Origin of the sequence: Centipeda periodontii DSM 2778 (assembly GCF_000213975.1) — a bacterium.
In the GTDB taxonomy this organism is placed as follows: domain Bacteria; phylum Bacillota; class Negativicutes; order Selenomonadales; family Selenomonadaceae; genus Centipeda; species Centipeda periodontii.
Genome location: NZ_GL892076.1, coordinates 781,801 through 804,421, shown reverse-complemented (window position 1 = coordinate 804,421; position 22,621 = coordinate 781,801). Strand labels below are relative to the sequence as shown.

Here is a 22,621-nt window from a genome sequence, read left to right as displayed (position 1 = left end):
CGGACAAACTTGAGCGACGCTTTCAGGACACGCCGGGGCTGAAACAGATCCACAGTGAGACACGCGCAGGACAGACCACGATCTATGTCCAGCTGCGCGATGATGTGGATGCGGGAGAGATTCGCCCGACGTGGCGCGACGTACGGAACTTCGGCGAGGACGTAAAGCGCGACCTGCCCGACGGTGTCTACGGGCCGTTTTACAACGACCGCTTTGACGACGTGTACGGCTCCGTCTACGCCATCACGGGCGCGGACTACAGCGACGAGGAGCTGCGCAGCATGGCGGAGGATGCACGCCGCCGCATCCTCGCCGTCCCGAGCGTGCAAAAGGTCGAGCTGATCGGCGTACAGAGCGAGCGCATCTACGTCGAGATCGCCCTCGCACGGCTCGCGCAGCTCGGCATCCCGCCGACCGCCATCACCGACGCGCTCCACACACAGGACGCGATGATGACGAGCGGCACCATTGAGACGGCGAGCGACACCGTCTATCTGCGCGCCTCGGGCGTGTTTGAGAGCATCGAGGACATCCGCGCCCTGCCGATCGCGGCAAATGGAAATGTATTCCGCCTCGGCGACATCGCGACAATTGAGCGTCGTCCCGTCGACCCATCCGAGCCGAAAATGTTCTATAACGGCGCCCCCGCCGTCGGCATCGCGGTCTCAATGGAGGATGGCGGCAACATCCTCGAACTCGGCGCAAACCTCAAAGACCTCACCGAGAAAATCCAACAGGATCTCCCGCTCGGTGCCCAGCTGCACGAGGTATCGAATCAGCCTGCCGTCGTGCAACACTCCATCCACGATTTTGTCGAGACGCTGGCACTCGCCATCATCATCGTGCTCGCCGTCAGCTTCCTCTCACTCGGACTGCGTACCGGGCTTGTTGTCGCGGGCTGCATCCCGCTCGTCCTCGCGGGCACATTCGTTTTCATGTATATGCTCGGCATCGACCTCCACAAGGTTTCCCTCGGCTCGCTCATCATTGCTCTGGGGCTGCTCGTGGACGATGCCATTATCGCCGTCGAGATGATGAGCGTCCAGCTCGAGCGCGGCATGGGACGCTTCGATGCCGCGTGCTACGCCTTCACCCAGACCGCGAAGCCCATGCTCACGGGCACACTCATCACCTGCGCGGGCTTCATCCCCGTCGCGTTTTCCAAGGGCATGGCGAGCGAGTTCTGCGCCGCACTCTTCCCCGTTATCGGCATTGCGCTTATCCTCAGTTGGATTGTATCGGTCATGGTCGCGCCGCTCTTCGGCTACTATCTCATTCGCGTGAAAAAAGCGGACGAGGGCGCACACGATCCGTACAACAGCCCCTTCTATCGGTTCTTTCGCCGCGTACTCACGCTCTTTCTCAGCCACCGCGCCGCCGTCCTTGTCGGCACGGTATTCCTCTTCGCCGCGAGCATCGCCGCATTCCCGCACATCAAGCAGACCTTCTTCCCGCCCTCGCTGCGCCCCGAGCTGCTCGTCGATCTGACGCTCCCGCAGGGCGCAAGCATCGCCGCGACCGAGCGCGAGGCGGCAAAGTTCGCCGCGCTCCTCGATACGCACGCGGATGCGATTGAAAACTACGCCTACTATGTCGGGCGTGCCACGCCGCGCTTCGTCCTCACCGTCGACCCGAAGGCGGACGCAAACAACCGCGCCCAGTTCGTCATCACGGCGAAGGGCACCGAGGAGCGTGAACAGCTCGCGGAACTGATTGCAGACGCGCGTCAAAACGAACTCACGGGCGTGCGTGTCGCGACGCACTACATCCAGACAGGTCCGCCCGCCGACTTCCCCGTCATGCTGCGCGTCTCCGCGCCGACCACCGACGAGGTGCGCCGCGTCGCCGAGCAGGTCGCCGCCATCGTCGCCGACGATCCTGCCACGACGAACGTGCATCTCGATTGGACAGAGAAATCCAAGACCATTCACATCGACTTCGACAGGGAAAAGCTCAAACTCTATGGCATCAGCGCGCGCGACGTGAAGCAGATGCTCTATACCGAGCTCACGGGCGCAGAGGCAGCACAGTTTTACACGGGCGACCGCACCATTGGCATCGTCCTGCGCCTTGCGGACGCGGACCGCACGAACCTCGAACGCCTCGGTGAGCTGCCGATCGCGACGAGCGGCGGCTATGTCCCGCTCGCACAGATCGCTCACCTCTCCTATGCGGCGGAGGACGGGCTCATCAAGCGGCACAATTTGCGCCCCTCCATCCTCGTACAGGCGGAGATCACGCAGGGCGAGGGCAACGACGCTGCACTGCGCGCGTATCGGGCGACCGAGGAGCTCCGCCGCAGCCTCCCCGCCGGCACGACCATCGAGACGGCGGGCGCACTCGCGGACGCCTCAGACTCCATGAGCTACCTCATGAAGCCCATCCCCGTCATGATCTTCATCATCATGACCCTCCTCATGTTCCAAGTCGGCACAATGGGCAAGATGATGCTCACTCTCCTCACCGCGCCCTTGGGACTCATCGGCGTCGCACTCGCGATGCTCGTCACCGATTCCGCGCTCGGCTTCGTCGCCTATCTCGGCATCCTCGCCCTCTTTGGCATGATTATCCGCAACTCCGTCATCCTCATCGACCAGATCAAAAAACACGAAGAGGCGGGTGAAAAGCCCATGGACGCCATCATCGACTCTGCCGTCCTGCGCTTTCGCCCCATCATGCTCACCGCCGCCGCCGCCATCCTCGGCATGCTTCCCCTCATGCGCAGCGTCTTCTGGGGGCCGATGGCGGTCGCCATTGCGGGCGGACTGATTGTGGCAACGGTGCTGACGCTGCTCGTTCTGCCCGTCATGTATGCCGTCGCATATCGAGTGAAGGAGTAGTCTACATCATACCTACATAAGAAAACGCTCCCGACGAGGAAATTGTCGGGAGCGTTTTCTTTATGTATCCTCACTCAATATGATATTTCGCAAAGAGCTTTTTCCGCACTTCGGCACTATTTGCCGCCCCTCGTGCTTCATCGATCAAACCGCGTTCAAGGAGCAGGGACATAAGCCGTGTGACACGGCTTTCACCGCGTGCCTCCCCCTCCTCGGCGGCAGTCTGCAAACCGGACTGGTAGTCCATGATCGCCATTTGGCGATTGACATAGCGCAGGTATTCATCCGGATTACACATAAAAACTCGCTCTGCTTCCATCGCATCTCTGATCGCAGGTTCACTCATCGCCAACTCCTCCCTCTCCTGATCAGTAAGTCTGTTTGCAAAGTATGCCAGCCATCGCTCCATCTTCGATGATTCACCAATCTTTTTGGGCGGCAACTTCACATACTTCGGCAGCTCAATAAAATGCAGTTCCATGTCGCGATTCAGACGATCACCCGTCTTGATGTTGTAGATGCTGTACATTGCAACGGGCTCCGGCTGTGGCAGCAGCTCAAACGCAAGCAGATTGATCGTAATGGCAGGGCGCAAAACACGATAGTCTGCCCCGCGCGAGAGCGAGAGCAGATACAGCCGCGCCCAGTAAAACAGCGTACGGCGCTGCATATCGTTGTAGTTGACCACCTGCACCTCGACATCAACTAGCTCGCCTGTATCCAGTTCACACGCAATATCGAGCCGCGACAGCTTGCCGTTATCGCCGTCCGGCGGCATCTCCGTCTGGCGAAACGCAACATCGCTGATCTCATGCCCCAGAGACTCTTGTAGTACAGCATTCAGAAAATCTATCGTGATCTGCTTGTGCTCCTCCTTGCCAAAGATAAACTTGAATGCAACATCATTCATCGGATTACAGCGCCGCAGATCGGCATCGCTCAAAGGCAATTCTTTCATCACAGCCCCCTTTCTGCACATAAATCACGTATTCCTCATCACATTATACCATATATCCACATCTTTCGCGGTGTATTTTATCGGCATATCCTGCTATAATGATCTCACATCCCGCGCCAAAAAGGATAAAGGAGCATACATGATTACCGACGAACTCAAAAGCAAAATCGACAAAATCTGGAAGGTTCGTTGTAAAATGAAGTCCATCAGATTGGCGTAGATTTTTTCGTCCGGTTGAGGAGGCAAACCGGACGCAGAATGGTGCTCTGTAGAGGATTTGCAGGCGTTGTGCGGGCAAAAAAGATGCGCCAAGATGATGGTGCTGAATTTATCAGTGTTTCCTTAGGTTCGGAGAGTCTTTTGTCCCTCACTCACTTCTTCTCATACGGATGGATGATCAGCGCACCGTCCTTATACTCGCCGATGTAGATGTCCTTCACCGCGCAGTCCGCCGCACGCAGCTCGGCGTTGAGCCAGACGCGGTCCTTTTCGATGAGTTCGAGGATATCCTCGTCCACCTGTCCGTCGAGGATGAGCGGATAGCGGGCGTTCTGCTCGCCATACTGGATCACAGTGAGCTGTCCGTTCGGCTCAAGCACGGCGCGTTTCACGTCTTTGACGTAGTAGACCCCCGCCATACGGAGTTTCAGCATGATGTCATGTGCGAGCATTCCGTGCCGCATACACTCATCCATGAGGATCTTGCCACGCTCGATCACCACGGCGGGACTGCCGTCGACGAAGTCCTTAATCATGCCGCTGTTCATCTTGAGATATTTCAGGATCAGCACGAGCAGTGTCCATGCGATCAGCACGAGCACGAAGTCCAGAATCGAGATGGCGTTGTTGTAGATCACGCCGCCGATGATGCCGCCGAGGACGTAGTTCTGCACCTGATCGGTCGCGGAGTTCGGCGCGAGGTTGCCCTTGCCGAGCAGGTTGATCTGAACGATGAGACACAAAAGACCGAGCGCGAGCTTGCCCAACATCAGAAAGTAGATCAGCATGTCAGTTCTCCTTGTCCACAATCTTCACATCGCGGTTCAGTAGATGCGTCCGCTCGTACTGAAACGAGGTAAAATCCGCATTGAACGTCACCGCATAAAACGTCCCCTGCACATCGACGAGCATTCCCTGTTTCAAATACGTCGAGTTGGTGCGGATCTTTTGCACGGGCACGTCCAGATCCACGCTGAGACTGTGGAGGAACTGCGCCATGCGCGAGGTCGCCTCCACATCGCTCTTCGTACGGTTGTAGTCGTTCCACTGCATACCGCCGAGGAATGCGACCGTGAGAAACAGAATGACGATGAGATCGCGGTAGCGCGTCGCAAGGCGGTTGCGCAGATATTTGATGCTCACGAACAGCAGCGCAGCGAGCGCGAGAAATGAGAGCACATACCAGACATTATCGCCGAACTGGCTGTGCGCCGTGATGTAGTCGTAGGTGTAAAAGTTCAAGTAATCCCCTCCTTTTCCGCCTGTAGATTACTACGAGTGGTACGGCGCGTCAAGTGTTTTACCGTGCAAAAATGTATTCAGTATGCGATTTTATTTTCTCCGTATCTTCTGTTATAATATTGAAATTATCCGCAGATAAAACGGAGGGACAAACCTCCGGAACGGATAATGAACCTATTTTCTGTGTATGAAGGGATGTTCTTCCACATCCCGGCGGGAGTTGACGCCATGAAGGGTGAGCTGTATATCAAGGAAAAGCGGTGCAAGGGCTGCGGGATCTGCGCGGCGTTCTGCCCGAAGAAGGTGCTCGAGGTGAGCCTACTCGGCAAGATCGTACCCGTCCGACCCGAGGACTGTATCGCGTGCGGGCAGTGCGAGATGCGCTGTCCCGATTTTGCGATATTCGTGGAGCGGAGGGAGAGCAAATGAGCGAGACGAAAGCAAGGCTCATGCAGGGCAATGAGGCGGTCGCCGAAGGAGCGATTGCGGCGGGAGTGACGTTCTTCGCGGGCTATCCGATCACGCCGTCCACGGAGATTGCCGAACAAATGGCAAAGCTGCTGCCGAAGATCGGCGGCACATTCCTCCAGATGGAGGACGAGATCGGCGCAATGGGTGCGATTCTCGGCGCATCGCTCGCGGGTGCGAAGGTGATGGACGCGACGAGCGGCCCCGGCTTCTCGCTGAAGCAGGAGCTGATCGGCTATGCTGCGTGTGCGGAGATCCCGTGCGTCGTGGTGAATGTGCAGCGCGTCGGTCCATCGACAGGGCAGCCGACCGCGCCCGCGCAGGGCGATGTGATGCAGGCGCGTTGGGGCACGCACGGCGACCACCCGATCATCGCACTCTCACCGTGGAGCGTGCGCGAGTCGTTCGATCTGGCGGTGCTGTCGGTGAACTATGCGGAGCGTTTTCGCACGCCCGTCATCCTGCTGACGGATGAGATCGTCGGGCATCTGCGCGAAAATGTCACGCTCCCGACGGCGGCCGAGTTGGACATCTATCCGCGCCGCCTGCCGCAAAAGACCCGCGCCGAAGGCTATCAGCCCTATGCCGTGGGCGAGGATCTTGTGCCCGATGTGGCACGTTTCGGCGACGGCTACCGCATCCACGTCACGGGGCTCCTCCACGATGAGACGGGCTTCCCGTCGGGCAGCCCCGTCGTCACGGAGCAGCTGATCCACCGTCTCCACGAGAAAATCAATCGTGTGGGTGAGGAGATCATCCACACGGAGGAAGCCTTTATGGAGGATGCAGAGTACGCCGTCGTCAGCTACGGCGGTACCGCGCGCACGGCGTACGAGGCGGTACGCGCGGCACGCGCCAATGGAATCAAGGTCGGCTTCCTGCGGCTCAAGACGATCTGGCCCTTTGCCGATGCCGCCGTTGGACGGCTCGCGAATCGCGTGCGGAGCATCCTCGTCGCGGAGCTGAACTACGGGCAGCTCGTGGGCGAGGTCACGCGCGCGGCGCACGGTACGCCTGTCCGCCCCTGCCTCAAGTACAATATGCTGGACTTCACGCCGCAGGAAATCACGGCGGCGATTCGTCAGATGAGTGAGGAGGTGCGGGCATGAGCATGGATACGACACAGGCGGAGATGCGCCGCAGCTTCGAGCAGTATTTTCGTCAGAACCGCCTCCCCCACCTCTGGTGTCCCGGCTGCGGCAACGGCACGGCACTCAAGTGCATTGCCGAGGCGATTGAGGGGATGGAGGGCTTTTCGCAGGACAACACCGTCATCGTTTCCGGCATCGGCTGCTCCTCGCGCGGCTCAGGTTATATGGATTTTGACACGGTGCATACAGCGCACGGGCGTGCGATCCCATTTGCGACAGGCATCAAGCTCGCGCGTCCCGAGCTGAACGTCATTGTCATCACGGGGGATGGCGATTGTACCGCCATCGGTGGTAATCACTTCCTCCATGGCTGTCGCCGTAACGTCGATCTGACGGTCATTCTCTTCAACAACAACATCTACGGCATGACGGGCGGGCAGTCCTCACCGACGACACCGCCGGGCAAGATGACGGCGACTGCGCCCTATGGTACGATCGACCGCCCGCTCGACGCGTGCCGCATCGCCGAGGCAGCAGGTGCGACCTACGTCGCACGCTCGACAGCGTTCCACGTCAAACATCTCACACAGATGATTGCGGGCGGACTCAAAAATCACGGCTTTGCCCTCATCGAGGCGATGGTACAATGCCCGACGGCATACGGACGCAAGAACAAGATGGGATCACCCGCCGCGATGCTCACATGGATGAAGGACTCCTCCGTCATGAAGGCGGCATGGGACAAGCTCCCGCCCGAGAAGCGCACGCCGGAGAAATTCCCCATCGGACTCCTCTACGAGTGCGCGGGCGAGGAGTACGGCATGGCGAACGCCGAGATTCAGCGGCGCGCGGGAGGGCTGTGATATGCAGAAGGAACTTCGTCTCTCAGGCTCGGGCGGGCAGGGCGTCATCACCGCCGCCATCATCTTTGCCGAGGCGGCAACCGCGTGCGGCATGAACGTCGCACAGTCGCAGTCCTACGGCCCCGAGGCACGCGGCGGCGCGTCCCGATCCGAGGTCATCGTCTGTGACGGCACGATCTATCATCCGCACGTCGAGCATCCAGATATTGTACTCGCCATGACACAGGCGGCGGCAGACAAGTACGCAGGCGACCTCGACCCCGCGACGGGCATCCTGATCGTTGACAGCGAGCTTGTGCCAAATGTGCCGCAGGCGGCGCATGTGGTCTCCGTCCCCATCACCACGCTTGCCATCGAGAAGATCGGCAAAGCCCTCTTTGCGAACATCGTCGCACTCGGCGCAATCACGCGCGTATCGGGCATCGTCCCGATCGATGCCGTAAAGAACGCCGTCGCAAACCGCGTCCCGCCCCACACCGTCGACGCGAATATGCAGGCACTGATGGTCGGATATGAGGCGGCGGAAAACTAAATTTCAAACACATAAAATCCTCTCGCATTACCATACGAGAGGATTTTTCTTTGAACACTTCCCCTTGCGTAAGTACCCCACGAAAAAGTGCGTTCTTGTGCCCCATCCCTCCATGCGCTATCATCAAAAGATAGAAATGGAGGTTTTCTTTATGAAGACATTGATTATCGCCGCACATCCGAATCTCAAAGAATCCGTCATCAACAGGCGGTGGCTGACAGAGCTGCGCAAACAGCCTGACCTCTGTACGATCCACACGCTTGCCGCGTGCTATCCCGATGGTCGGATTGATGTGGAGCGCGAGCATCGGCTCATTGAGGAACACGGCGGTCTGGTCTTCCAGTTCCCGATCTACTGGTTCTCCTGCCCGCCGCTGCTCAAAACATGGTTCGACGAGGTGCTGACGCACGGTTGGGCGTACGGAAGAAACGGCGGGGATAAGCTGGAGGGGCCAAGGTCGCGCTCGCGATCACAACGGGCGTACGTGCGGAGGATTACAGCATCGACGGACGATACCACTATACGCTCGCGCAGCTGCTCACCCCGTTTGTATGGCGAAGCACGCCATGCTCGGCGAGCAGATAGAGAATCGCCATCTTGTACTTGCCGCCGATCAGGGACAGCGTGTAGTGAAATCCTGTCTGTACGACCTCCGTCCCCTGCGGCACACAGTTGCCATGCTCCATAAAAATCCTCCCCAAGCCTTTCATAACCATAAGAAGAGCCGCCCTCTCTGCAAATTCGGGCGGCTCTTTTCATTTCGGATGCAGAACGTTGTTCATTATAGGGCAGGAAGACCGTATCCGTCAAGCTTGACGGAGCTTACTTCACACCCGCTCCATCAAGCGCTGCGCGGACACTCTTCTGTGCACGGCGGAGTTTTTCCATCTCCTCATCCGCAAGGCGCACTTCAAATGACCGCACGATGCCATCCTGCGCGATCATGCGCGGGATGGAGAGCGCGACATCCTTCATGCCGTACTCACCGTTCATAACGGCGGCACAGGGCAGAATCGTGTGCTCGTTGTAGAGGATCGCCTTGATGAAGCGGCAGGCGACCATGGCGATGCCCGTATTTGTAAAGCCCTTGAGATTGATGACATCGTACGCGGCTTGGATCAGTCCCTGCTCGACATCATGACGGTTGAGTTTTTTCTCAAAATGGAAATACTCGTCGAGGTGGTCGATGCCAAGTCCCGCGCAGTTGACGGTCGACCACGCGACAAAGGCATCGTTGCCGTGCTCTCCGAGCACGTAGCCGTGGATGTTCTTCGGATCCATCGCATAGTGCTCGGCGAGAATATAGCGGAAGCGGTACGTCTCAAGCATTGTGCCCGTACCGAGGATCTTGGCGCGCGGATAGTCGAACTCGGTCGAAACGACGTAGGTCGCGACATCGAGCGGGTTCGTAATCATGATGACCATGGCGTCCTTCGTGTATTTCACGATCTCAGAGAAGATGGAGCGCATGATCTTCGAATTCGTGCTCGCGAGCTTCAGACGGTCGGGCGTCTCGCCAGGCAGGATGGAGGGACCCGCCGTGATGACGATGAACGCGGCGTCGCGGCAGTCCTCATATGTCCCCGGATGAATCTTGATGTTCGTGCAGTATGGTGAGGACATAGCATGACTGGTATCCAGTGCCTCGCCGCGTGCGCGATCCATATCGAGATCGATCAGCGCGATCTCCGAGGCGAGTTGGAAGTCCGCGATCTTGTTGAGCACGGCAGAGCCGACGTTGCTCGTTCCGATGATAACAACTTTTCCCCTATTGACTGACATGACGATTACCCCCTAAAAATGCAAAAAAGTCCAAACGCAATGGTATGCGCTCGGACACTATGAACTCATGACGAACTGTGTGGAAGACAGCCATTTCATGGTGGATTGCACTTCTTTTCAATAGAACAGTTCCCGCAGGATCTCCTGCGCCATCATAGTAACACCACAGGGAATCATTGTCAATGGATTTTTCACGGAGTTTTTCGTGTATACAGGATGGTTTTTATTGTCGATGCGCCAATATAAAACAGCAGTTCATAGGAAAATGTTTTCATGCTATAGGAATCGCTGATAAAATGAAGTCTGTCAGATTGGTACAGATTTTCCGTCCGATCAAGGAGACAAACCGGACGCATAGCAAAGGCTATGTGGAGGATTTGTCGACACAGAGCGGGCGGAAAAGATGTGCCAAGATGGCAGTGCTGAATTTATCAGTGCTTCCTATAATGCACGCAGGTGTTGTCACGAGCGGTAGGCGGTCAATTCTAAGCCCCCGAAAGGGGGCATGCTTATGGGACCATATGAGTTTCTCTCACTGGTGTTCCTCGTTACAATTTGTATTGTAGCAATCAAGGCATAAGAAAAGCCGCCCTGAGTGACCAAACCTAGGCGGCTTATCTTAGGGAACCACTGATAAATTCAGCCACGTCATCTTAGCGCATCTTTTTTGTCCGCTTTTCGTTAGCAAATCCTCCACATAGCTTTGGCTATGCGTCCGGTTTGCTGCCTCAATCGGACGAAAAAATCTGCGCCAATCTGACGGACTTCATTTTATCAGTGATTCCTTAGCTATTTCCTAGTGTGGGGGCTGACCGTTTACCGGCAGCACCTTTTTCTATGCCCATTATACGATGTTCGGCGTTTTCCGTCAACCCTTATCCGACTCTGCATTGTAGACATCCTTGAGCAGTGTCTCCTTGCGCAGGCTGCGGCATGCGCACGCGCTCTCCTCGGCGGGAACGCTGCGGATTGTCGCGAGAAGTATGTCGCCGATCATGGGGGCATCGTCATAGAAAATCTGCGTGAGGGTGTCGTGCGACCACGGACGGATGCCCTCGCCGTAGTTGACGACGAAGTACAGCCCCGCGTAACACGCGCCGATCTCGCGTGCGAGATAGACCTCGGGCGCGAGGCTCTGCCCTACGATGTCCGCATGTCCGCGCATCATCGCAATCTCGGCAGGGCTCTCAAAATGCCGCCCGTCCGTCACGGCGTAGATCCCACGATCGAAGATACGCCCCGTATAGCGCTTCTTTGTTTCCGCAATGAGTGCTGTACGCAGCTCGGCGCAGAGTGCATCGCGCATGACAAGCAGATAACGCCCGTCGAGCATGACATCCTTGCGTACGGACATATCAAGGTAGTCGTCGGGGATGAGGAAGTCGCGCGGGTCGAGCAGAGGGTTCACCGTACCGACGCCGCCCTCGGAGAGAATGCGCCGCACCCCCGCCGCCCGCAGCACCCAGAACACCTGCCGCGACGCATCCGCACGCGTCACGCCGCTGCGCCATCCGTGCATCCGGCAGGTCAGCACGCGCCGTCCTGCGACGGAAAACAGACGGAACGCGGGACTCTCGCCGTAGGGCGTCACAAAGTGCAGACCGTCCGCCAATATTTCAACATCCTCTGCCATCGACGCGCGCGGAAAATCGCTCGACAGCGTCCCCGAGCCGCCGATCACGGCATAGCCCGCCGCAGGAATTTTTTGCTCTGCCATATCAGAACCTCCGTATCACGCGATAGCGCGTATCGCGCTGCGCCGGCTCTCTGCCCGCACCGCGAATCAGATCAATCATCTTCTTGATCGACATATTGTACCGCGTCCCCGCCGCACGCACGACATTCTCCTCAAGCATGATGCTCCCGAGATCGTCCGCGCCAAAGCCGAGGGTCAGCTGTCCGATGCGCTCGCCCTGCGTCACCCACGACCCCTGTATGTGCGCGACATTGTCCATGTAAAGGCGCGTGACGGCAAGCGTCCGCATGTAGTCCCAGCTCGAAGTCTTTTCACCGCCGAGCGCGGTGTTCCCCGGCTGAAACGTCCATGTGATGAACGCACGAAAGCCGCCCGTCTCCTCCTGCAAACGGCGAATGTGCTCCATGTGCGCCACGCGCTCCGCCATCGTCTCGCCGAAGCCGATCACCATCGTTGCCGTCGACTCCATGCCGATCTTGTGCGCCGTACGCATGACGCGCAGCCAATCCTCCGTCATGATCTTCTTCGGCGCGATGAGCTTTCGCACACGATCCACGAGGATCTCCGCACCGCCGCCGGGGAGCGAGGCAAGCCCCGCATCTTGAAGTCGCCGCAGCGTGTCCTCGATGGTGATGCCTTCCTTTTCCGCAAAGTACAGAATCTCCGTCGCGGTGAACGAATGAATAACGATGGAGGGATAGCGGTCACGGATCGCACGCAGCATATCCTCATAGTAGGAGAGTGGCAGATCGGGGTGAATGCCGCCCTGTATCATGACCTGCGTCCCACCTGCCGCCGCCGTCTCGCCGACCTTTGCGAGAATCTCCTCCATTGGCAGGAGGTAGCCGTCCTCCGCACCCACCTTTGTATAGAACGCGCAGAAGCGGCACTCGTTCACGCAGATATTCGTGTAGTTGATGTTGCGGTCGACGATGAACGTCACCGTATCGCCAAAGCGCCGCCGCCGCTCCGCATCCGCCGCGCGTCCGAGGTCGATGGGGTCGCCGCTCGTGAGGAGGTCTGTTGCCTCCCGCTCTGAGATTCTCATGCGCCCTCCCCCGCCGCAATCGGCTGATAAAATGTGTCGCGCTCCACAGGCACATAACCCGCCTCGCGAATCATCGCATCCAGTTCGCGCCGCGTGATGCCCGTCTGCGTCTGTGCACCCGCCGCGTGGATGATCTTCTCCTCACCGATGGTGCCGTCGAGATCATCCGCACCGAAGCCAAGGGCAAGCTGCGCAATGGGCTGTGTCAGCATGACCCAGAACGCCTTGAAATGCGTGACGTTATCGAGCACAAGGCGCGAGAGCGCGAGCATCTTCATATCCTCCCACGAGCCGACGCGCGTGATTTTACGCTCCGCGCCGAGCGCCGTGTTCTCGGGATGAAACGGGAAGAGCATGAACGCCTGAAAGCCGCTCGTCTTATCCTGTAGCTCGCGCAGGGCAAGCAGATGGTCGATGCGCTCCTCCACCGTCTCGATGTGTCCGTACATCATGGAGGCGTTCGTGCGGATGCCGAGTTCGTGCGCCGTACGCATACAGTCGAGCCACTCGGCACGCGTCGCCTTGTTCGGGCAGATGATTTCGCGCACACGGTCGGAGAGGATCTCCGCGCCGCCGCCGGGGAGGGACGAGAGTCCGACCGACTGCAACCTGCTCAGGATATCACGGACGGAGGCCCCCTCCGTCTTTGCGAAGTTCACAACCTCCACGGGCGTAAACGCCTTGATATCCGCATGGGGCAGTGCCGCGCGCACCTGCCGCACCACGCCCTCGTAGTAGGAAAACGGGCGGTCGGGGTGGAGGGCGCTCACGATGTGGATCTCCGTGAGGCGCGGTGTTTTCCTTGCGAGTTCGAGGACGCGTGCCACATCGTCCGTTTCCATGATATAGCCGCGCGCATCGCCGCGTTCCACCTGAAACGCGCAGAGCGGGCAGTTTGCGCTGCATATATTCGTGAGGTTGATGTGGCGGTTCACCGTATAGTAGACATTCTTTCCGCTCGCGCGTTCCTTCGCCGCACGTGCCCACTGTGCGAGCGCGAGGAGATCGTTGTCCTCATAGAGGAGGAGCGCATCCTCCCTCGTCAGTCGCGCCCCACACTCGGCGGCGGCTCGGGCAGTCCTTAGATCACTCATGTACGATATTCTCTCCTTACAACACTCCCGCAAGTGTACCAAATGCGGCGGGATTTTGCAAATTCCCCACTTGCACACCCGTGTTGCTTTGTGCTAGAGAACCACTGATAAAATGAAGTCCGTCCGATTGGCGTAGATATTTTCGTCCGATTGAGGAGGTAAATCCTCCATAGAGCACCACTCTGCGTCCGGTTTGCCTCCTCAATTGGACAAATAGCGACCCCCGCCGCTGATCTCCTCGGCGCATCGCTCACTTTCCTGCTCCTTTGGCAGAAACGGAAACAATACGGTTATTGGTAACACAAAATCCTTGAGAACATCTCAAGGATTTTTTATTTGAAAGTATGTGAGCAGTGCTTGAAACGTATCCTGTCCGTCATAGCAGGTATCCATCAGATAGCCCGGTTCGCGCTCGTACTCCTTCAGCCCACGATAGTAATAGTGCTTTTTCACATCCTCGATAATAAACGGAACAATATTGTGCTTCAAACACTCCTTGAATGCAATAAGGCGGCCGACGCGCCCGTTACCGTCCTGAAACGGATGGATACGCTCAAAACGATAGTGAAAGTCTACAACGTCCTCGAACGCTATGCGCCCCTTCGCGTGATCGTCTCTCAGCAGACGTTCCATCTCTGCCGCGACATTCTGTGGCTCCGTCGTCTCCACGCCGCCCACCATGTTGGGACGTTCCTTGTAGGCGCCCACGCGAAAGTACGGGAGCAGTTCGTCCGAAGTTCTGCTTTTTAGCAAATAATGGAGCTGTTTGATGATCGTCTCACTCAGCAGTTCTTCGGCACAGTCGATGCAGAAATCAATCGCGCGGAAATGGTTGACCGTCTCGATGATGTCATCCACATGCGCGGCGGAGCCCACCGTATTCGTTTCAAAGATACGGCGTGTCTCATCCTCACTGAGCCGGCTGCCCTCGATGTGATTGGAGTTGTACGTCATGCGAACCTGCAGTTCGTGATAGATTCCGCCGGAAATGCGGCGCTCCTTTTCCGCCCGCAGCCGCTCAAGCAGGGCATCCCCGTTCATCATGGCGTCACCTCCAAAACCTTTCTTCATTATATTGGTTTTTGGGGAAAAGTAAAGGAATCGCTGATAAACAACAAAATCCCCCTCCGGACGGAGGGGGATTTTCTTATGCGGCGAACGCCGCAGTGTGTGACGAGAGTCTCTTAGAACAGGAACTCAACGCGACCGAAGAGCTTCTGAACCTTGTCATCAGCTGTCTTCTCAAGCGTCTTGCCCTTGAAGTACTTCGCGGAGAGAACAACGTTGTTCCACAGCGTGTAGTTCGTGCCGAGCTCGAAGCCCTTCGTGTAGTTCTGAGCGCCATCCGTCGTTGCTTCAACGGAGCCACCGCCGAGGTGACGGTAGGAGAGATATGCGCCCCACGAACCCTTATCCGCAGGATCTGCGCCCTTGTATTCGAACGAAACCTGTCCGGATCTCTTGGAGCCGGCCGCATCGTTGTTGTGTGCATAAGCACCCGTCAGAGCGACGTTCTTATCGAAGCGATAAGCACCGTTCAGACCCCAAATATTCATCTTATCCTTGTCAGCCTTGAGACCATACATGCTATTGAGGCTGTCAGAACCGAAGCGATAGTAGCCTGCGCCCGCCGTCAGGCTGCCCTTCTCATACTGGAGCTCGACGCCCTGGTAGTTCGCCTTATCGCCGAAGTCTCCACCGTGGCTGTAGCGACCTGCCTGGACCTTCGCACGCAGATCCTTGCCGAAGCTAGCCTCTGCACCCGAGAACTCGCCGTCCAAGATGATGGAACCCGGAGCCTGATAGCCCTCAGCAGAAGCAAGCTCCATCTTGCCGAGCTTCACCGTGAAGTCGTCGTAGTCACCCTGCGCCCATGCGCGCTTCAGTGCAACATTGGAGCTGTCGTCCTTGTCCATGTTGTAGCCGGCATCGAGACGTGCATTGACATGCCAGTGGTTGTTGACCTCTGCGCTCGGCTCAAGGCGGAAGACAACCTTATCCTCGTTGACACGGGGCTGGCCCTCATAGCGTGTGCTCGTGTAGGTGTACTCGAGCTTGCCATTCCACTTCACCATGTCAGCGTTGCGTTCGAGTTTCGTGACGCGGACGCCGAGGTTGTTGAGCTCATCCGCGAACTCAGCAGCGAGGCGGTCAACGAGAGCACGATCCGAAGAGGACATGTTGTCCTTCGCCATCGCCTTCGCAACCATCTGCGCCATCTCATAACGCGTGATGTTGCGGTCACCGCGATAGGTGCCGTCGCCGTAGCCCTCAACAACGCCGTCCGCAGCGAGCTGGGTCACAGCATCGTATGCCCAGTGATCACGGGGCACATCGGAGAACGGGTTCGCCGCAGCGAACGTGGTGCTTGCTGCACCGACAACGAGAGCCGTTGCAAGTGCGGATACGAGAGTCTTCTTCATGAGAAACTCCTCCTTCTGTAAAACAGAAAACATCTGATTTCCAAAAGAATGAGATTCGCAAAAGTATCCATGTTTCCTTTTCGCGATTCATTCTCTTCCCTTGGAACGGTTTTATCATAGCACGCTCGAAAACAAAATGCAAGCCCTGTTGTCAAAAAACTTTATAGCTGGTTATAATTTTAAGTTTATGTTTGCTCATCTGGACATAAATAAGGGCCGTCAGCTCTCGTAATGTCCACGGCAGGAAGCAATATGAATCGTTCCATCCTGCTCGTAATAGACAATACGATTCGTCTCATCAATGCGTCTGCTCCACCATCCGCTGAGGTTCCCCTTAAGCCGTTCCGACTTTCCGATACCTTCCAGAGGATTTCTCTGTATATCGCGGATGATGGCATTGAGCCGTTTCAGTGTCTTTCTATCCTGCATCTGCTAATACAGATATTCTTCCCATGCACGATCCTCCCAAAGCAGCCCCATTAATCCACCTCAATCAAATCATGTTCGGCAAAATTCGCGTTCCCTGCCTCAATATCACGCTTGAGTTCTTCCAGATAGTGAATATTGCTTGGCGAATAGAACGGATCGCTGCGCTCTGCCGAGATCTCGAACGGGATCTTGCGTTCGCGCACTGCCGTCTTTGCAAAGACGCAGAACGCTGTCGTCATCGTCATCCCGATCTCGGAGCAGAATTCATCGAACTGCCGCTTGAGGTCTGCATCCATGCGGATGCTCACGCTTGTCTGTGCCATGACATCACCTCCTTTTTCCTCTACATTGTATGAAATTTTCCATGCGCTGTCAATTTTTTAGTACATCTTATTCTCCCACCAATGCCACAGGCGATGGCACACGAATCCCGCGACTATTGGTGAAGATCTCGACGCGCACGCCGAACACATCCGCGATGCGCTCCTCGGTCAGCACCTCGGTCGGTGTGCCCGTCGCGCGGACGCGTCCGCTCTGCATCAGGACGATATCATCGGCGTACTGCATCGCGTGCGCCATGTCGTGCAGCACCATCAGGATCGTCATGCCGTGCACGCGGTTGAGCCGTGTGATGATCTCCATGACGCGCAGCTGATGTGCGACGTCGAGATACGTGGTCGGCTCATCGAGCAGCAGCAGGCGCGGGCGCTGGCTGAGTGCCATCGCGAGAAAGACGCGCTGCCGCTCGCCGCCCGAGAGGGTATGCACCTCGCGCTCGGCGAAGGCGGAGACGTGCGCCGTCTCCATCGCCCACGCGACCGCCTCCCTGTCCTCTGCGTCCGAACGCGTCTGAAAGAGTCCCGCATGCGCAAAGCGTCCGTATGTAACGAGCTGCTCCACCGTGAGCCCCTGCGCCGCCGCGCGCTCCTGCGGCAGGATGGCACGCACGCGTGCAAGCGCTTTCTCGGAGTAGCTGCCGAGTTCCCGTCCATCGAGCACGATCTCTCCCGTATAACGATGGTTCAGCCCCGCGAGCGCGCGCAGGAGTGTTGTCTTGCCCGCGCCGTTCGGTCCTACGATGGCGGTGCGCCGCCCTGCGGCGATATCCACGTTCAGCCCGTGCAGGATCTCCTTGCCCGCGATCTTCACACGCAGATTGCGCGCGGTCATTCCGGCACTCATAGCTGCCTCCTCAACAGATAGAGAAAGAACGGTGCCCCGACGACCGCCATGATAATGCCCACAGGCAGTTCAAGCGGTGCAAACAGGAGGCGCGCCGCCGTATCGCTGAGTGTGACGACGGCGATGCCGAGGAGCGCCGCCGCAGGCAGCAGGAAGCGATAGTCCGAACCGATCATGAGGCGCGCGGCGTGCGGCACGATGAGTCCGACAAAGCCGAGAAGCCCGACGACGGACACGGCGCTCGCGGCGAGGAGTGCGGCGACCGCCGTGAGCAGAATGCGCGTGCGCTCGACGGCGAGTCCGATGCCGCGCGCCATGTCGTCGCCGAGCTGCAGGATGTTGAGCCGCTGCGCGGCGGCGAGCGCACAAAGCCCCGCCGCAATGGTATAGGGGAACAGCATCTCGACGTGCGGCCAGCTGCGCGCCGACAGACCGCCGACCATCCACATGAGCGCACTGTGCACACGGTCGCTGTAGAGGATCATCATGGCAGAGATCCCCGCACCGAGGAACGCGGATACCGCCACGCCCGCGAGGATGATGCGCGTCGGGCGGATGCCGTCACGCCACGCGAGGATGTAGATGAGGAGCGCGGCGAGCATCGCGCCGCCGAATGCGGCGGGTGTGATGGCCCACGCCGCGCCCGGCAGCATGAGCATGATAAAAATGCCCGCAAGCCCCGCACCGGACGAGATGCCGATGATGTGCGGGTCGGCGAGCGGGTTGCGCAGGATCGCCTGCAGGATCGCGCCCGAAAGTGCAAGGTTGATGCCGACGAGTGCCGCGACGATCGTGCGCGGCAGGCGAATGTTCCATAGGATCTGGGCATGCGCTGTATCGCGTGCGCCGCCGAGGATGTTCAGGATTTCCCCGAGGGGGATGTCCACAGACCCCTTTGCGGTGGAGAGCAGCATTGCAAATGCAGCAAGCGCGGCAAAGAGAACAAGCAGCGCGATTCGCTTTTTCATGGATAGATCAGCCTCGCCATGTACCCCACTGCCTTCGGGTAGTCGATGCCGGGGCTGAAGAGGAACATCTCCTGCGGCAGGTAATAGACGCGTCCGTCACGGATCGCGCTGACGCTCTGCCATGCAGGGCTCTCTGCGAACATTGCCTCCATCGAGGCGCGGATCTCCGCCTCCTCGCCCATGCTCGTGACGAAGATGATGTCGGGGTTCTGCGCGACGAGAGTCTCCATGCTGTAGGGTGCGGCATCAGGGTTCTTGTCGAGTGCCGGCATCCCGCTCGCCGTGTTCTCCCAGCCGAGCATCTTTGCGATCGAGCCGGCGATGCTCCCGTCGAGCTGGACGGAGAGCCCCTGTCCCGTGCTGTGGATGATGGAGATGCGTTTCTTCTCCTGCGGGATGGAGGAACGCACCGCCTCAATGTCCGCGTCCATCTTTTGGATCAGCTCATCGCCCTTTGCCTTTTCGCCGGTGAGCGCAGCAAAGGTCGCGACCTCACGCTTCACATCCTCATAGCTCTTCATATCGATGACAAGTGTCTGGATGTTGTTCGCGGCGAGTGTCTCGATCAGCTTCTCGTTCATGCCCTTGTTGAGGATGACGAGGTCAGGCGTGAGCGCGATGATCTTCTCCGCATCGATCTGATAGACGGGGCCGATGGTCGCCGCGCTCTCCGCCTCCGGAAGAACCTTCGACTTGGTCACAGGGCGTCCGACAACCTCACCGCCGACTGCGTACAGCGGCGCGATAAAGGAGGCAGATGTGACGACAATGCGCTCCGGCTTCTTGTCGAATGTGACGGTGCGGCCGTTGTCGTCCGTAATCGTTGCGTAGCTGCCCTGCGTCGTGTTCTCCGCTGCGGGTGCGCCGCAGGCGGTCAGTACGAGGGTAAGAGCCGCGAGAAGGGCAAGTGTCCACTGTTTCATCATGTCAATTCCTCCGTGCGAGAATGGTCGAGAGATAGTTCAGCTTCTCATTCTCGTGTGTCTCAAGGTCGTGGATGATGCGCTCACCGTCGAGTCCCACGCGGCTCACGAGCACGGCATCCTTCGCCATATTGTTGCGCTTCAGGAGATCGATGATCTCAGCAGAGTTGTGATACACCTTCATGATGACGGCGCTACTCGCGACTGCCATGACCTCCTCGAGACGCTCTTGATTCGCCGTCCCCGGGATGATGGCGAGCACGTCGTTGCCCTCGACGATGGGTCTGCCGACCTTGCTGCCGATCGCGGCAAATGCAGGCACACCGGGGATGGTGACGATATCCACGTCCTCGTGTTCGAGGAGGCGGAAGACGTAGATGTAAGTGCTGTAAAACATGGGATCGCCGAGGGTCAGGAACGCGACGTTCCTGCCCGCATTGAGGAGTGCAAGGATCTCCGCCTTATTCTTTTCCCACGCGCCTGTGTCATCCGCAAAGTCCTTGACCATCGGAAACACCTGATAGACGATTTCGATGTCCTTCTTGAGGTAGGGGCGTGCGATCTCGAGGGCGACGCTGCCGTCCTTCTTCTCGGTCTTCGGGGCGATGAGGACATCTGCCGCCTCGATCGCCTTGATCGCCTTGACGGTGAGCAGCTCGGGATCGCCGGGCCCGACGCCGATGCCATAGAATGTTCCGCGCATAAAATCTTCCTTCCGTTACCAAAATAAATATTCTTTTCGCACCGGTGGAAGAACAGTGCGAGCAAAAAAATCCTCCCTCATAGTACCCATGAAGGAGGATTTTGTCAAATGATGTATTGCACCACAAAAAAAACTTTTGACGATGTACATCACATCAGCATCGCGAGCATGGTACCTGCCGCGACCGCCGTGCCGATCACGCCGGCGACGTTCGGCCCCATGGCGTGCATGAGGAGGTAGTTGCCCGGCTTTGCCTTGATGCCGACGATCTGGCTGACACGCGCTGCCATCGGAACAGCGGAGACGCCCGCAGAACCGATGAGCGGGTTGACTTTCCAGCCCGTCGCGCGGCACATGATCTTGCCGAGGACGACACCCGCCGCCGTGCCGAAGATGAAGGCGACGAGACCGAGTGCGATGATGAGCAGTGTCTCCTTGACGAGGAAGCTCTCCGCGCTCATCGTGAGCCCCGTGCCGAGTGCGAGGAAGATCGTGACCGTGTTGATGAGCGCGTTCTGCGCCGTATCCGAGAGACGATCCGTCACGCCGCTCTCACGGAAGAGATTGCCCAGCATGAGCATGCCGAGCAGCGCCGTGATGGAGGGCAGCAGCAGACTGATGAAGATGGTCGAGACAATCGGGAACGCGATGCGCTCGAACTTCGTGACCTCACGCGCCTGTTCCATGACGACCTCACGCTCCTTCTTCGTGGTGAGGAGCTTCATGACGGGCGGCTGGATGAGCGGAACAAGAGCCATGTAGGTGTACGCCGCAACGGCGATTGCACCGAGGAGATGCGGCGCCATCTTCGTGGCGAGGTAGATCGAGGTCGGGCCGTCCGCGCCGCCGATGATGCCGATGGAGCCTGCCTCCTGTGCCGTAAAGCCGAGGAGCATCGCGCCGAGGAGGGCGACGAAGACACCGAACTGCGCCGCTGCGCCCATGAGCAGACTCGACGGACGCGCAATCAGCGGACCAAAGTCCGTCATCGCGCCAACACCGAGGAAGATGAGCGGTGGGAAGATCTCGTATTTGATACCCATGCCGATCGCGGACATGACGCCCGGCTCTTCAAAGCCGTTGAACGGGATGTTCGCGAGGATACAGCCGAATGCGATCGGGCTGAGCAGCAGCGGCTCGAAGTCGCGTGCAAACGCGAGGTAGAGCAGAACAAGACCGACGAGGATCATGATCACGTTGCCGCCGGTCATCCCCACGAATCCACTGCCGTCGACGACTGCCTGCAGGGAGACGGTAAATGCATTGATAAAATCCATAATCTGTCACTCCCTCCTCAGCGCGGCGTGCGCATGCCCTTTGCACGACCAAAGTCGCGCCATGCGGGCTGCTCTGCCGGACGAATGGCGTGAATCTGCTCGGCACTGTAACCGCAGGCGGTGACGGCTGCCGCGATGACGGCAACGGTCTCTGTGTTGAGTCCTGCGGGGACTACCGGCGCAGCCGGCGCTGCGGGCACGGGTGCAGGCATAGCAGCAACGGGGGCCGCTGCGGGCGGTTCCGCCTTCTTCTTCGTCGGGTCAAGCCTGTGTGTCAGCTCAATGAGCCCCCAGATCGCCGTCAGAACGCCGAAGACGATGACCATGTTGATAAACATGATGACAAATGGATTATCGGTTACGGGTTGATGCATAAACTCACCTCATCTTGTTATTCCCTTATGAGTGCCGCTGCGTTACCCGTATACGTTGACCTTCATAAGGGTTATGTATATTATGAAAATATCGCTTTATTTATTATGCTGGATTCCGGACGATTTTACAAGTTTTATTTTTGTTTTTCTCATGCAATCTGTGCATAATTTTCATGCGTGACGCGTTCAGTCGGTACGCACCGCATCAAAGGCGTGCTTCACCTCGGCAAAAATTTTGTCATAGCTCTGCCCCGGCTGTGCCTCGTAGAGTTTTTTCCCGTCCATAAAGATGCTCGGCACATAGTAGTACATGCCGGCGAACGGCTGCGTCTTTGCAGGCTCTTTGTTTTCGTCGATAAAGTCGACCTGCACACCCTCGTAGCCCTCGGCGCGTAGCGCGTCCATCGCGCGATGTGCGTTCGCACAGTAGGGGCAGCCCTCCATCTCGATCATGGTCAGCGTTTTCATGGCAATTCTCCTTTGTAAGAGCGGTAAACAATCCCTATCAT

General features: G+C 58.1%; 24 protein-coding genes and 2 pseudogenes. 7 read left to right on the top strand and 19 right to left on the bottom strand.

The window, feature by feature from the left end:
* On the top strand, positions 1–2,840 hold a 2,840-nt coding region (locus HMPREF9081_RS03560), incomplete at its 5' end, for an efflux RND transporter permease subunit (RefSeq protein ID WP_006305621.1).
* Positions 2,841–2,910: 70 nt separating this feature from the next.
* Here HMPREF9081_RS03560 and HMPREF9081_RS03555 read toward each other — a convergent pair.
* The 3 genes from HMPREF9081_RS03555 to HMPREF9081_RS03545 all read right to left on the bottom strand — a co-directional run bounded on the left by HMPREF9081_RS03555 (position 2,911) and on the right by HMPREF9081_RS03545 (position 5,259).
* Positions 2,911–3,798, bottom strand: coding sequence for an Rpn family recombination-promoting nuclease/putative transposase (locus HMPREF9081_RS03555; RefSeq protein ID WP_154647285.1), 888 nt, complete (start codon positions 3,796–3,798; stop codon positions 2,911–2,913).
* A 371-nt stretch (positions 3,799–4,169) separates the two neighbouring features.
* Positions 4,170–4,805, bottom strand: a complete 636-nt coding sequence (locus HMPREF9081_RS03550; RefSeq protein WP_006305618.1) for a DUF421 domain-containing protein — start codon at positions 4,803–4,805, stop codon at positions 4,170–4,172.
* A 1-nt stretch (position 4,806) separates the two neighbouring features.
* Positions 4,807–5,259, bottom strand: coding sequence for a DUF3290 domain-containing protein (locus HMPREF9081_RS03545; RefSeq protein ID WP_006305617.1), 453 nt, complete (start codon positions 5,257–5,259; stop codon positions 4,807–4,809).
* 228 nt (positions 5,260–5,487) lie between these two features.
* Between HMPREF9081_RS03545 and HMPREF9081_RS03540 the strand changes: the two genes are divergently transcribed.
* The 5 genes and pseudogenes from HMPREF9081_RS03540 to HMPREF9081_RS14740 all read left to right on the top strand — a co-directional run.
* Positions 5,488–5,688, top strand: coding sequence for a 4Fe-4S binding protein (locus HMPREF9081_RS03540; RefSeq protein WP_006305616.1), 201 nt, complete (start codon positions 5,488–5,490; stop codon positions 5,686–5,688).
* Positions 5,685–6,836 (top strand): 2-oxoacid:acceptor oxidoreductase subunit alpha, encoded by a 1,152-nt coding sequence (locus HMPREF9081_RS03535; protein WP_006305615.1) that lies wholly within the window; start codon positions 5,685–5,687, stop codon positions 6,834–6,836. The genes HMPREF9081_RS03540 and HMPREF9081_RS03535 overlap by 4 nt, the downstream gene beginning before the upstream one ends.
* Positions 6,833–7,681: a thiamine pyrophosphate-dependent enzyme gene (locus HMPREF9081_RS03530; protein WP_006305614.1), complete on the top strand. Its 849-nt coding sequence runs from the start codon at positions 6,833–6,835 to the stop codon at positions 7,679–7,681. The genes HMPREF9081_RS03535 and HMPREF9081_RS03530 overlap by 4 nt, the downstream gene beginning before the upstream one ends.
* Before the next feature lies 1 nt (position 7,682).
* Entirely contained in the window at positions 7,683–8,213 is a 531-nt protein-coding gene (locus HMPREF9081_RS03525; RefSeq protein ID WP_006305613.1) for a 2-oxoacid:acceptor oxidoreductase family protein, read from the top strand.
* Positions 8,194–8,604: pseudogene (locus HMPREF9081_RS14740) on the top strand (NAD(P)H-dependent oxidoreductase); the annotation flags it as partial. The gene HMPREF9081_RS03525 and the pseudogene HMPREF9081_RS14740, both read left to right, overlap by 20 nt.
* Before the next feature lie 127 nt (positions 8,605–8,731).
* Here the strand turns inward: HMPREF9081_RS14740 and HMPREF9081_RS03520 are convergent.
* Together HMPREF9081_RS03520 and HMPREF9081_RS03515 are read right to left on the bottom strand one after the other, a co-directional pair.
* On the bottom strand, positions 8,732–8,899 hold the full coding sequence (locus HMPREF9081_RS03520; RefSeq protein ID WP_245529956.1) for a hypothetical protein: 168 nt from the start codon (positions 8,897–8,899) through the stop codon (positions 8,732–8,734).
* A gap of 136 nt (positions 8,900–9,035) precedes the next feature.
* Positions 9,036–9,995 (bottom strand): L-lactate dehydrogenase, encoded by a 960-nt coding sequence (locus HMPREF9081_RS03515; RefSeq protein WP_006305611.1) that lies wholly within the window; start codon positions 9,993–9,995, stop codon positions 9,036–9,038.
* Between the two features lie 296 nt (positions 9,996–10,291).
* Here HMPREF9081_RS03515 and HMPREF9081_RS14400 point away from each other — a divergent pair.
* Positions 10,292–10,438: pseudogene (locus HMPREF9081_RS14400) on the top strand (ABC transporter substrate-binding protein); the annotation flags it as partial.
* Between the two features lie 425 nt (positions 10,439–10,863).
* Here the strand turns inward: HMPREF9081_RS14400 and HMPREF9081_RS03510 are convergent.
* From HMPREF9081_RS03510 to HMPREF9081_RS03445, 14 genes are all read right to left on the bottom strand, one after another.
* Complete coding sequence (locus HMPREF9081_RS03510) at positions 10,864–11,712, bottom strand: MTAP family purine nucleoside phosphorylase (RefSeq protein ID WP_006305609.1); 849 nt, start codon at positions 11,710–11,712, stop codon at positions 10,864–10,866.
* Between the two features lies 1 nt (position 11,713).
* Entirely contained in the window at positions 11,714–12,739 is a 1,026-nt protein-coding gene (gene mqnC, locus HMPREF9081_RS03505; protein ID WP_006305608.1) for a cyclic dehypoxanthinyl futalosine synthase, read from the bottom strand.
* Positions 12,736–13,833, bottom strand: a complete 1,098-nt coding sequence (locus HMPREF9081_RS03500; protein ID WP_006305607.1) for a radical SAM protein — start codon at positions 13,831–13,833, stop codon at positions 12,736–12,738. The genes mqnC and HMPREF9081_RS03500 overlap by 4 nt, the downstream gene beginning before the upstream one ends.
* A gap of 321 nt (positions 13,834–14,154) precedes the next feature.
* Positions 14,155–14,877, bottom strand: a complete 723-nt coding sequence (locus HMPREF9081_RS03495; protein WP_154647284.1) for a Fic family protein — start codon at positions 14,875–14,877, stop codon at positions 14,155–14,157.
* A 140-nt stretch (positions 14,878–15,017) separates the two neighbouring features.
* On the bottom strand, positions 15,018–16,256 hold the full coding sequence (locus HMPREF9081_RS03490) for an S-layer homology domain-containing protein (protein WP_040394406.1): 1,239 nt from the start codon (positions 16,254–16,256) through the stop codon (positions 15,018–15,020).
* 219 nt (positions 16,257–16,475) lie between these two features.
* Positions 16,476–16,685, bottom strand: coding sequence for a Txe/YoeB family addiction module toxin (locus HMPREF9081_RS03485; RefSeq protein WP_006305602.1), 210 nt, complete (start codon positions 16,683–16,685; stop codon positions 16,476–16,478).
* A gap of 50 nt (positions 16,686–16,735) precedes the next feature.
* Positions 16,736–17,008: a type II toxin-antitoxin system RelB/DinJ family antitoxin gene (locus HMPREF9081_RS03480; protein ID WP_006305601.1), complete on the bottom strand. Its 273-nt coding sequence runs from the start codon at positions 17,006–17,008 to the stop codon at positions 16,736–16,738.
* Between the two features lie 67 nt (positions 17,009–17,075).
* A complete protein-coding gene (locus tag HMPREF9081_RS03475; RefSeq protein ID WP_006305600.1) occupies positions 17,076–17,867 on the bottom strand; it encodes an ABC transporter ATP-binding protein in 792 nt (263 codons plus the stop codon).
* Positions 17,864–18,835 carry a FecCD family ABC transporter permease gene (locus HMPREF9081_RS03470; protein ID WP_006305599.1) on the bottom strand — a complete coding sequence of 324 codons (972 nt, stop codon included), beginning with the start codon at positions 18,833–18,835 and terminating at the stop codon, positions 17,864–17,866. Before HMPREF9081_RS03470 ends, HMPREF9081_RS03475 begins: the two co-directional genes overlap by 4 nt.
* The gene (locus tag HMPREF9081_RS03465) at positions 18,832–19,761 is read right to left on the bottom strand and encodes an ABC transporter substrate-binding protein (protein ID WP_006305598.1); all 930 of its coding nucleotides are present in this window, start codon (positions 19,759–19,761) and stop codon (positions 18,832–18,834) included. The genes HMPREF9081_RS03470 and HMPREF9081_RS03465 overlap by 4 nt, the downstream gene beginning before the upstream one ends.
* Position 19,762: 1 nt before the next feature.
* Positions 19,763–20,461, bottom strand: a complete 699-nt coding sequence (gene cobI, locus HMPREF9081_RS03460) for a precorrin-2 C(20)-methyltransferase (RefSeq protein WP_006305597.1) — start codon at positions 20,459–20,461, stop codon at positions 19,763–19,765.
* Between the two features lie 149 nt (positions 20,462–20,610).
* On the bottom strand, positions 20,611–21,738 hold the full coding sequence (locus tag HMPREF9081_RS03455; protein WP_006305596.1) for a sodium ion-translocating decarboxylase subunit beta: 1,128 nt from the start codon (positions 21,736–21,738) through the stop codon (positions 20,611–20,613).
* A 17-nt stretch (positions 21,739–21,755) separates the two neighbouring features.
* Positions 21,756–22,112 carry an OadG family protein gene (locus HMPREF9081_RS03450; RefSeq protein WP_006305595.1) on the bottom strand — a complete coding sequence of 119 codons (357 nt, stop codon included), beginning with the start codon at positions 22,110–22,112 and terminating at the stop codon, positions 21,756–21,758.
* A 186-nt stretch (positions 22,113–22,298) separates the two neighbouring features.
* Complete coding sequence (locus HMPREF9081_RS03445) at positions 22,299–22,580, bottom strand: hypothetical protein (RefSeq protein ID WP_006305594.1); 282 nt, start codon at positions 22,578–22,580, stop codon at positions 22,299–22,301.
* Positions 22,581–22,621 lie beyond the last annotated feature (41 nt).

Bases quoted from the DNA above. Each gene is read 5' to 3' on its own strand.
- HMPREF9081_RS03555 (WP_154647285.1), bottom strand. From the start codon at position 3,798: ATGAAAGAATTGCCTTTGAGCGATGCCGATCTGCGGCGCTGTAATCCG.
- HMPREF9081_RS03550 (WP_006305618.1), bottom strand. From the start codon at position 4,805: ATGCTGATCTACTTTCTGATGTTGGGCAAGCTCGCGCTCGGTCTTTTG.
- HMPREF9081_RS03540 (WP_006305616.1), top strand. From the start codon at position 5,488: ATGAAGGGTGAGCTGTATATCAAGGAAAAGCGGTGCAAGGGCTGCGGG.
- HMPREF9081_RS03535 (WP_006305615.1), top strand. From the start codon at position 5,685: ATGAGCGAGACGAAAGCAAGGCTCATGCAGGGCAATGAGGCGGTCGCC.
- HMPREF9081_RS03530 (WP_006305614.1), top strand. From the start codon at position 6,833: ATGAGCATGGATACGACACAGGCGGAGATGCGCCGCAGCTTCGAGCAG.
- HMPREF9081_RS03525 (WP_006305613.1), top strand. From the start codon at position 7,683: ATGCAGAAGGAACTTCGTCTCTCAGGCTCGGGCGGGCAGGGCGTCATC.
- HMPREF9081_RS03520 (WP_245529956.1), bottom strand. From the start codon at position 8,899: ATGGAGCATGGCAACTGTGTGCCGCAGGGGACGGAGGTCGTACAGACA.
- HMPREF9081_RS03515 (WP_006305611.1), bottom strand. From the start codon at position 9,995: ATGTCAGTCAATAGGGGAAAAGTTGTTATCATCGGAACGAGCAACGTC.
- HMPREF9081_RS03510 (WP_006305609.1), bottom strand. From the start codon at position 11,712: ATGGCAGAGCAAAAAATTCCTGCGGCGGGCTATGCCGTGATCGGCGGC.
- mqnC (WP_006305608.1), bottom strand. From the start codon at position 12,739: ATGAGAATCTCAGAGCGGGAGGCAACAGACCTCCTCACGAGCGGCGAC.
- HMPREF9081_RS03500 (WP_006305607.1), bottom strand. From the start codon at position 13,833: ATGAGTGATCTAAGGACTGCCCGAGCCGCCGCCGAGTGTGGGGCGCGA.
- HMPREF9081_RS03495 (WP_154647284.1), bottom strand. From the start codon at position 14,877: ATGATGAACGGGGATGCCCTGCTTGAGCGGCTGCGGGCGGAAAAGGAG.
- HMPREF9081_RS03490 (WP_040394406.1), bottom strand. From the start codon at position 16,256: ATGAAGAAGACTCTCGTATCCGCACTTGCAACGGCTCTCGTTGTCGGT.
- HMPREF9081_RS03485 (WP_006305602.1), bottom strand. From the start codon at position 16,685: ATGCAGGATAGAAAGACACTGAAACGGCTCAATGCCATCATCCGCGAT.
- HMPREF9081_RS03480 (WP_006305601.1), bottom strand. From the start codon at position 17,008: ATGGCACAGACAAGCGTGAGCATCCGCATGGATGCAGACCTCAAGCGG.
- HMPREF9081_RS03475 (WP_006305600.1), bottom strand. From the start codon at position 17,867: ATGAGTGCCGGAATGACCGCGCGCAATCTGCGTGTGAAGATCGCGGGC.
- HMPREF9081_RS03470 (WP_006305599.1), bottom strand. From the start codon at position 18,835: ATGAAAAAGCGAATCGCGCTGCTTGTTCTCTTTGCCGCGCTTGCTGCA.
- HMPREF9081_RS03465 (WP_006305598.1), bottom strand. From the start codon at position 19,761: ATGATGAAACAGTGGACACTTGCCCTTCTCGCGGCTCTTACCCTCGTA.
- cobI (WP_006305597.1), bottom strand. From the start codon at position 20,461: ATGCGCGGAACATTCTATGGCATCGGCGTCGGGCCCGGCGATCCCGAG.
- HMPREF9081_RS03455 (WP_006305596.1), bottom strand. From the start codon at position 21,738: ATGGATTTTATCAATGCATTTACCGTCTCCCTGCAGGCAGTCGTCGAC.
- HMPREF9081_RS03450 (WP_006305595.1), bottom strand. From the start codon at position 22,112: ATGCATCAACCCGTAACCGATAATCCATTTGTCATCATGTTTATCAAC.
- HMPREF9081_RS03445 (WP_006305594.1), bottom strand. From the start codon at position 22,580: ATGAAAACGCTGACCATGATCGAGATGGAGGGCTGCCCCTACTGTGCG.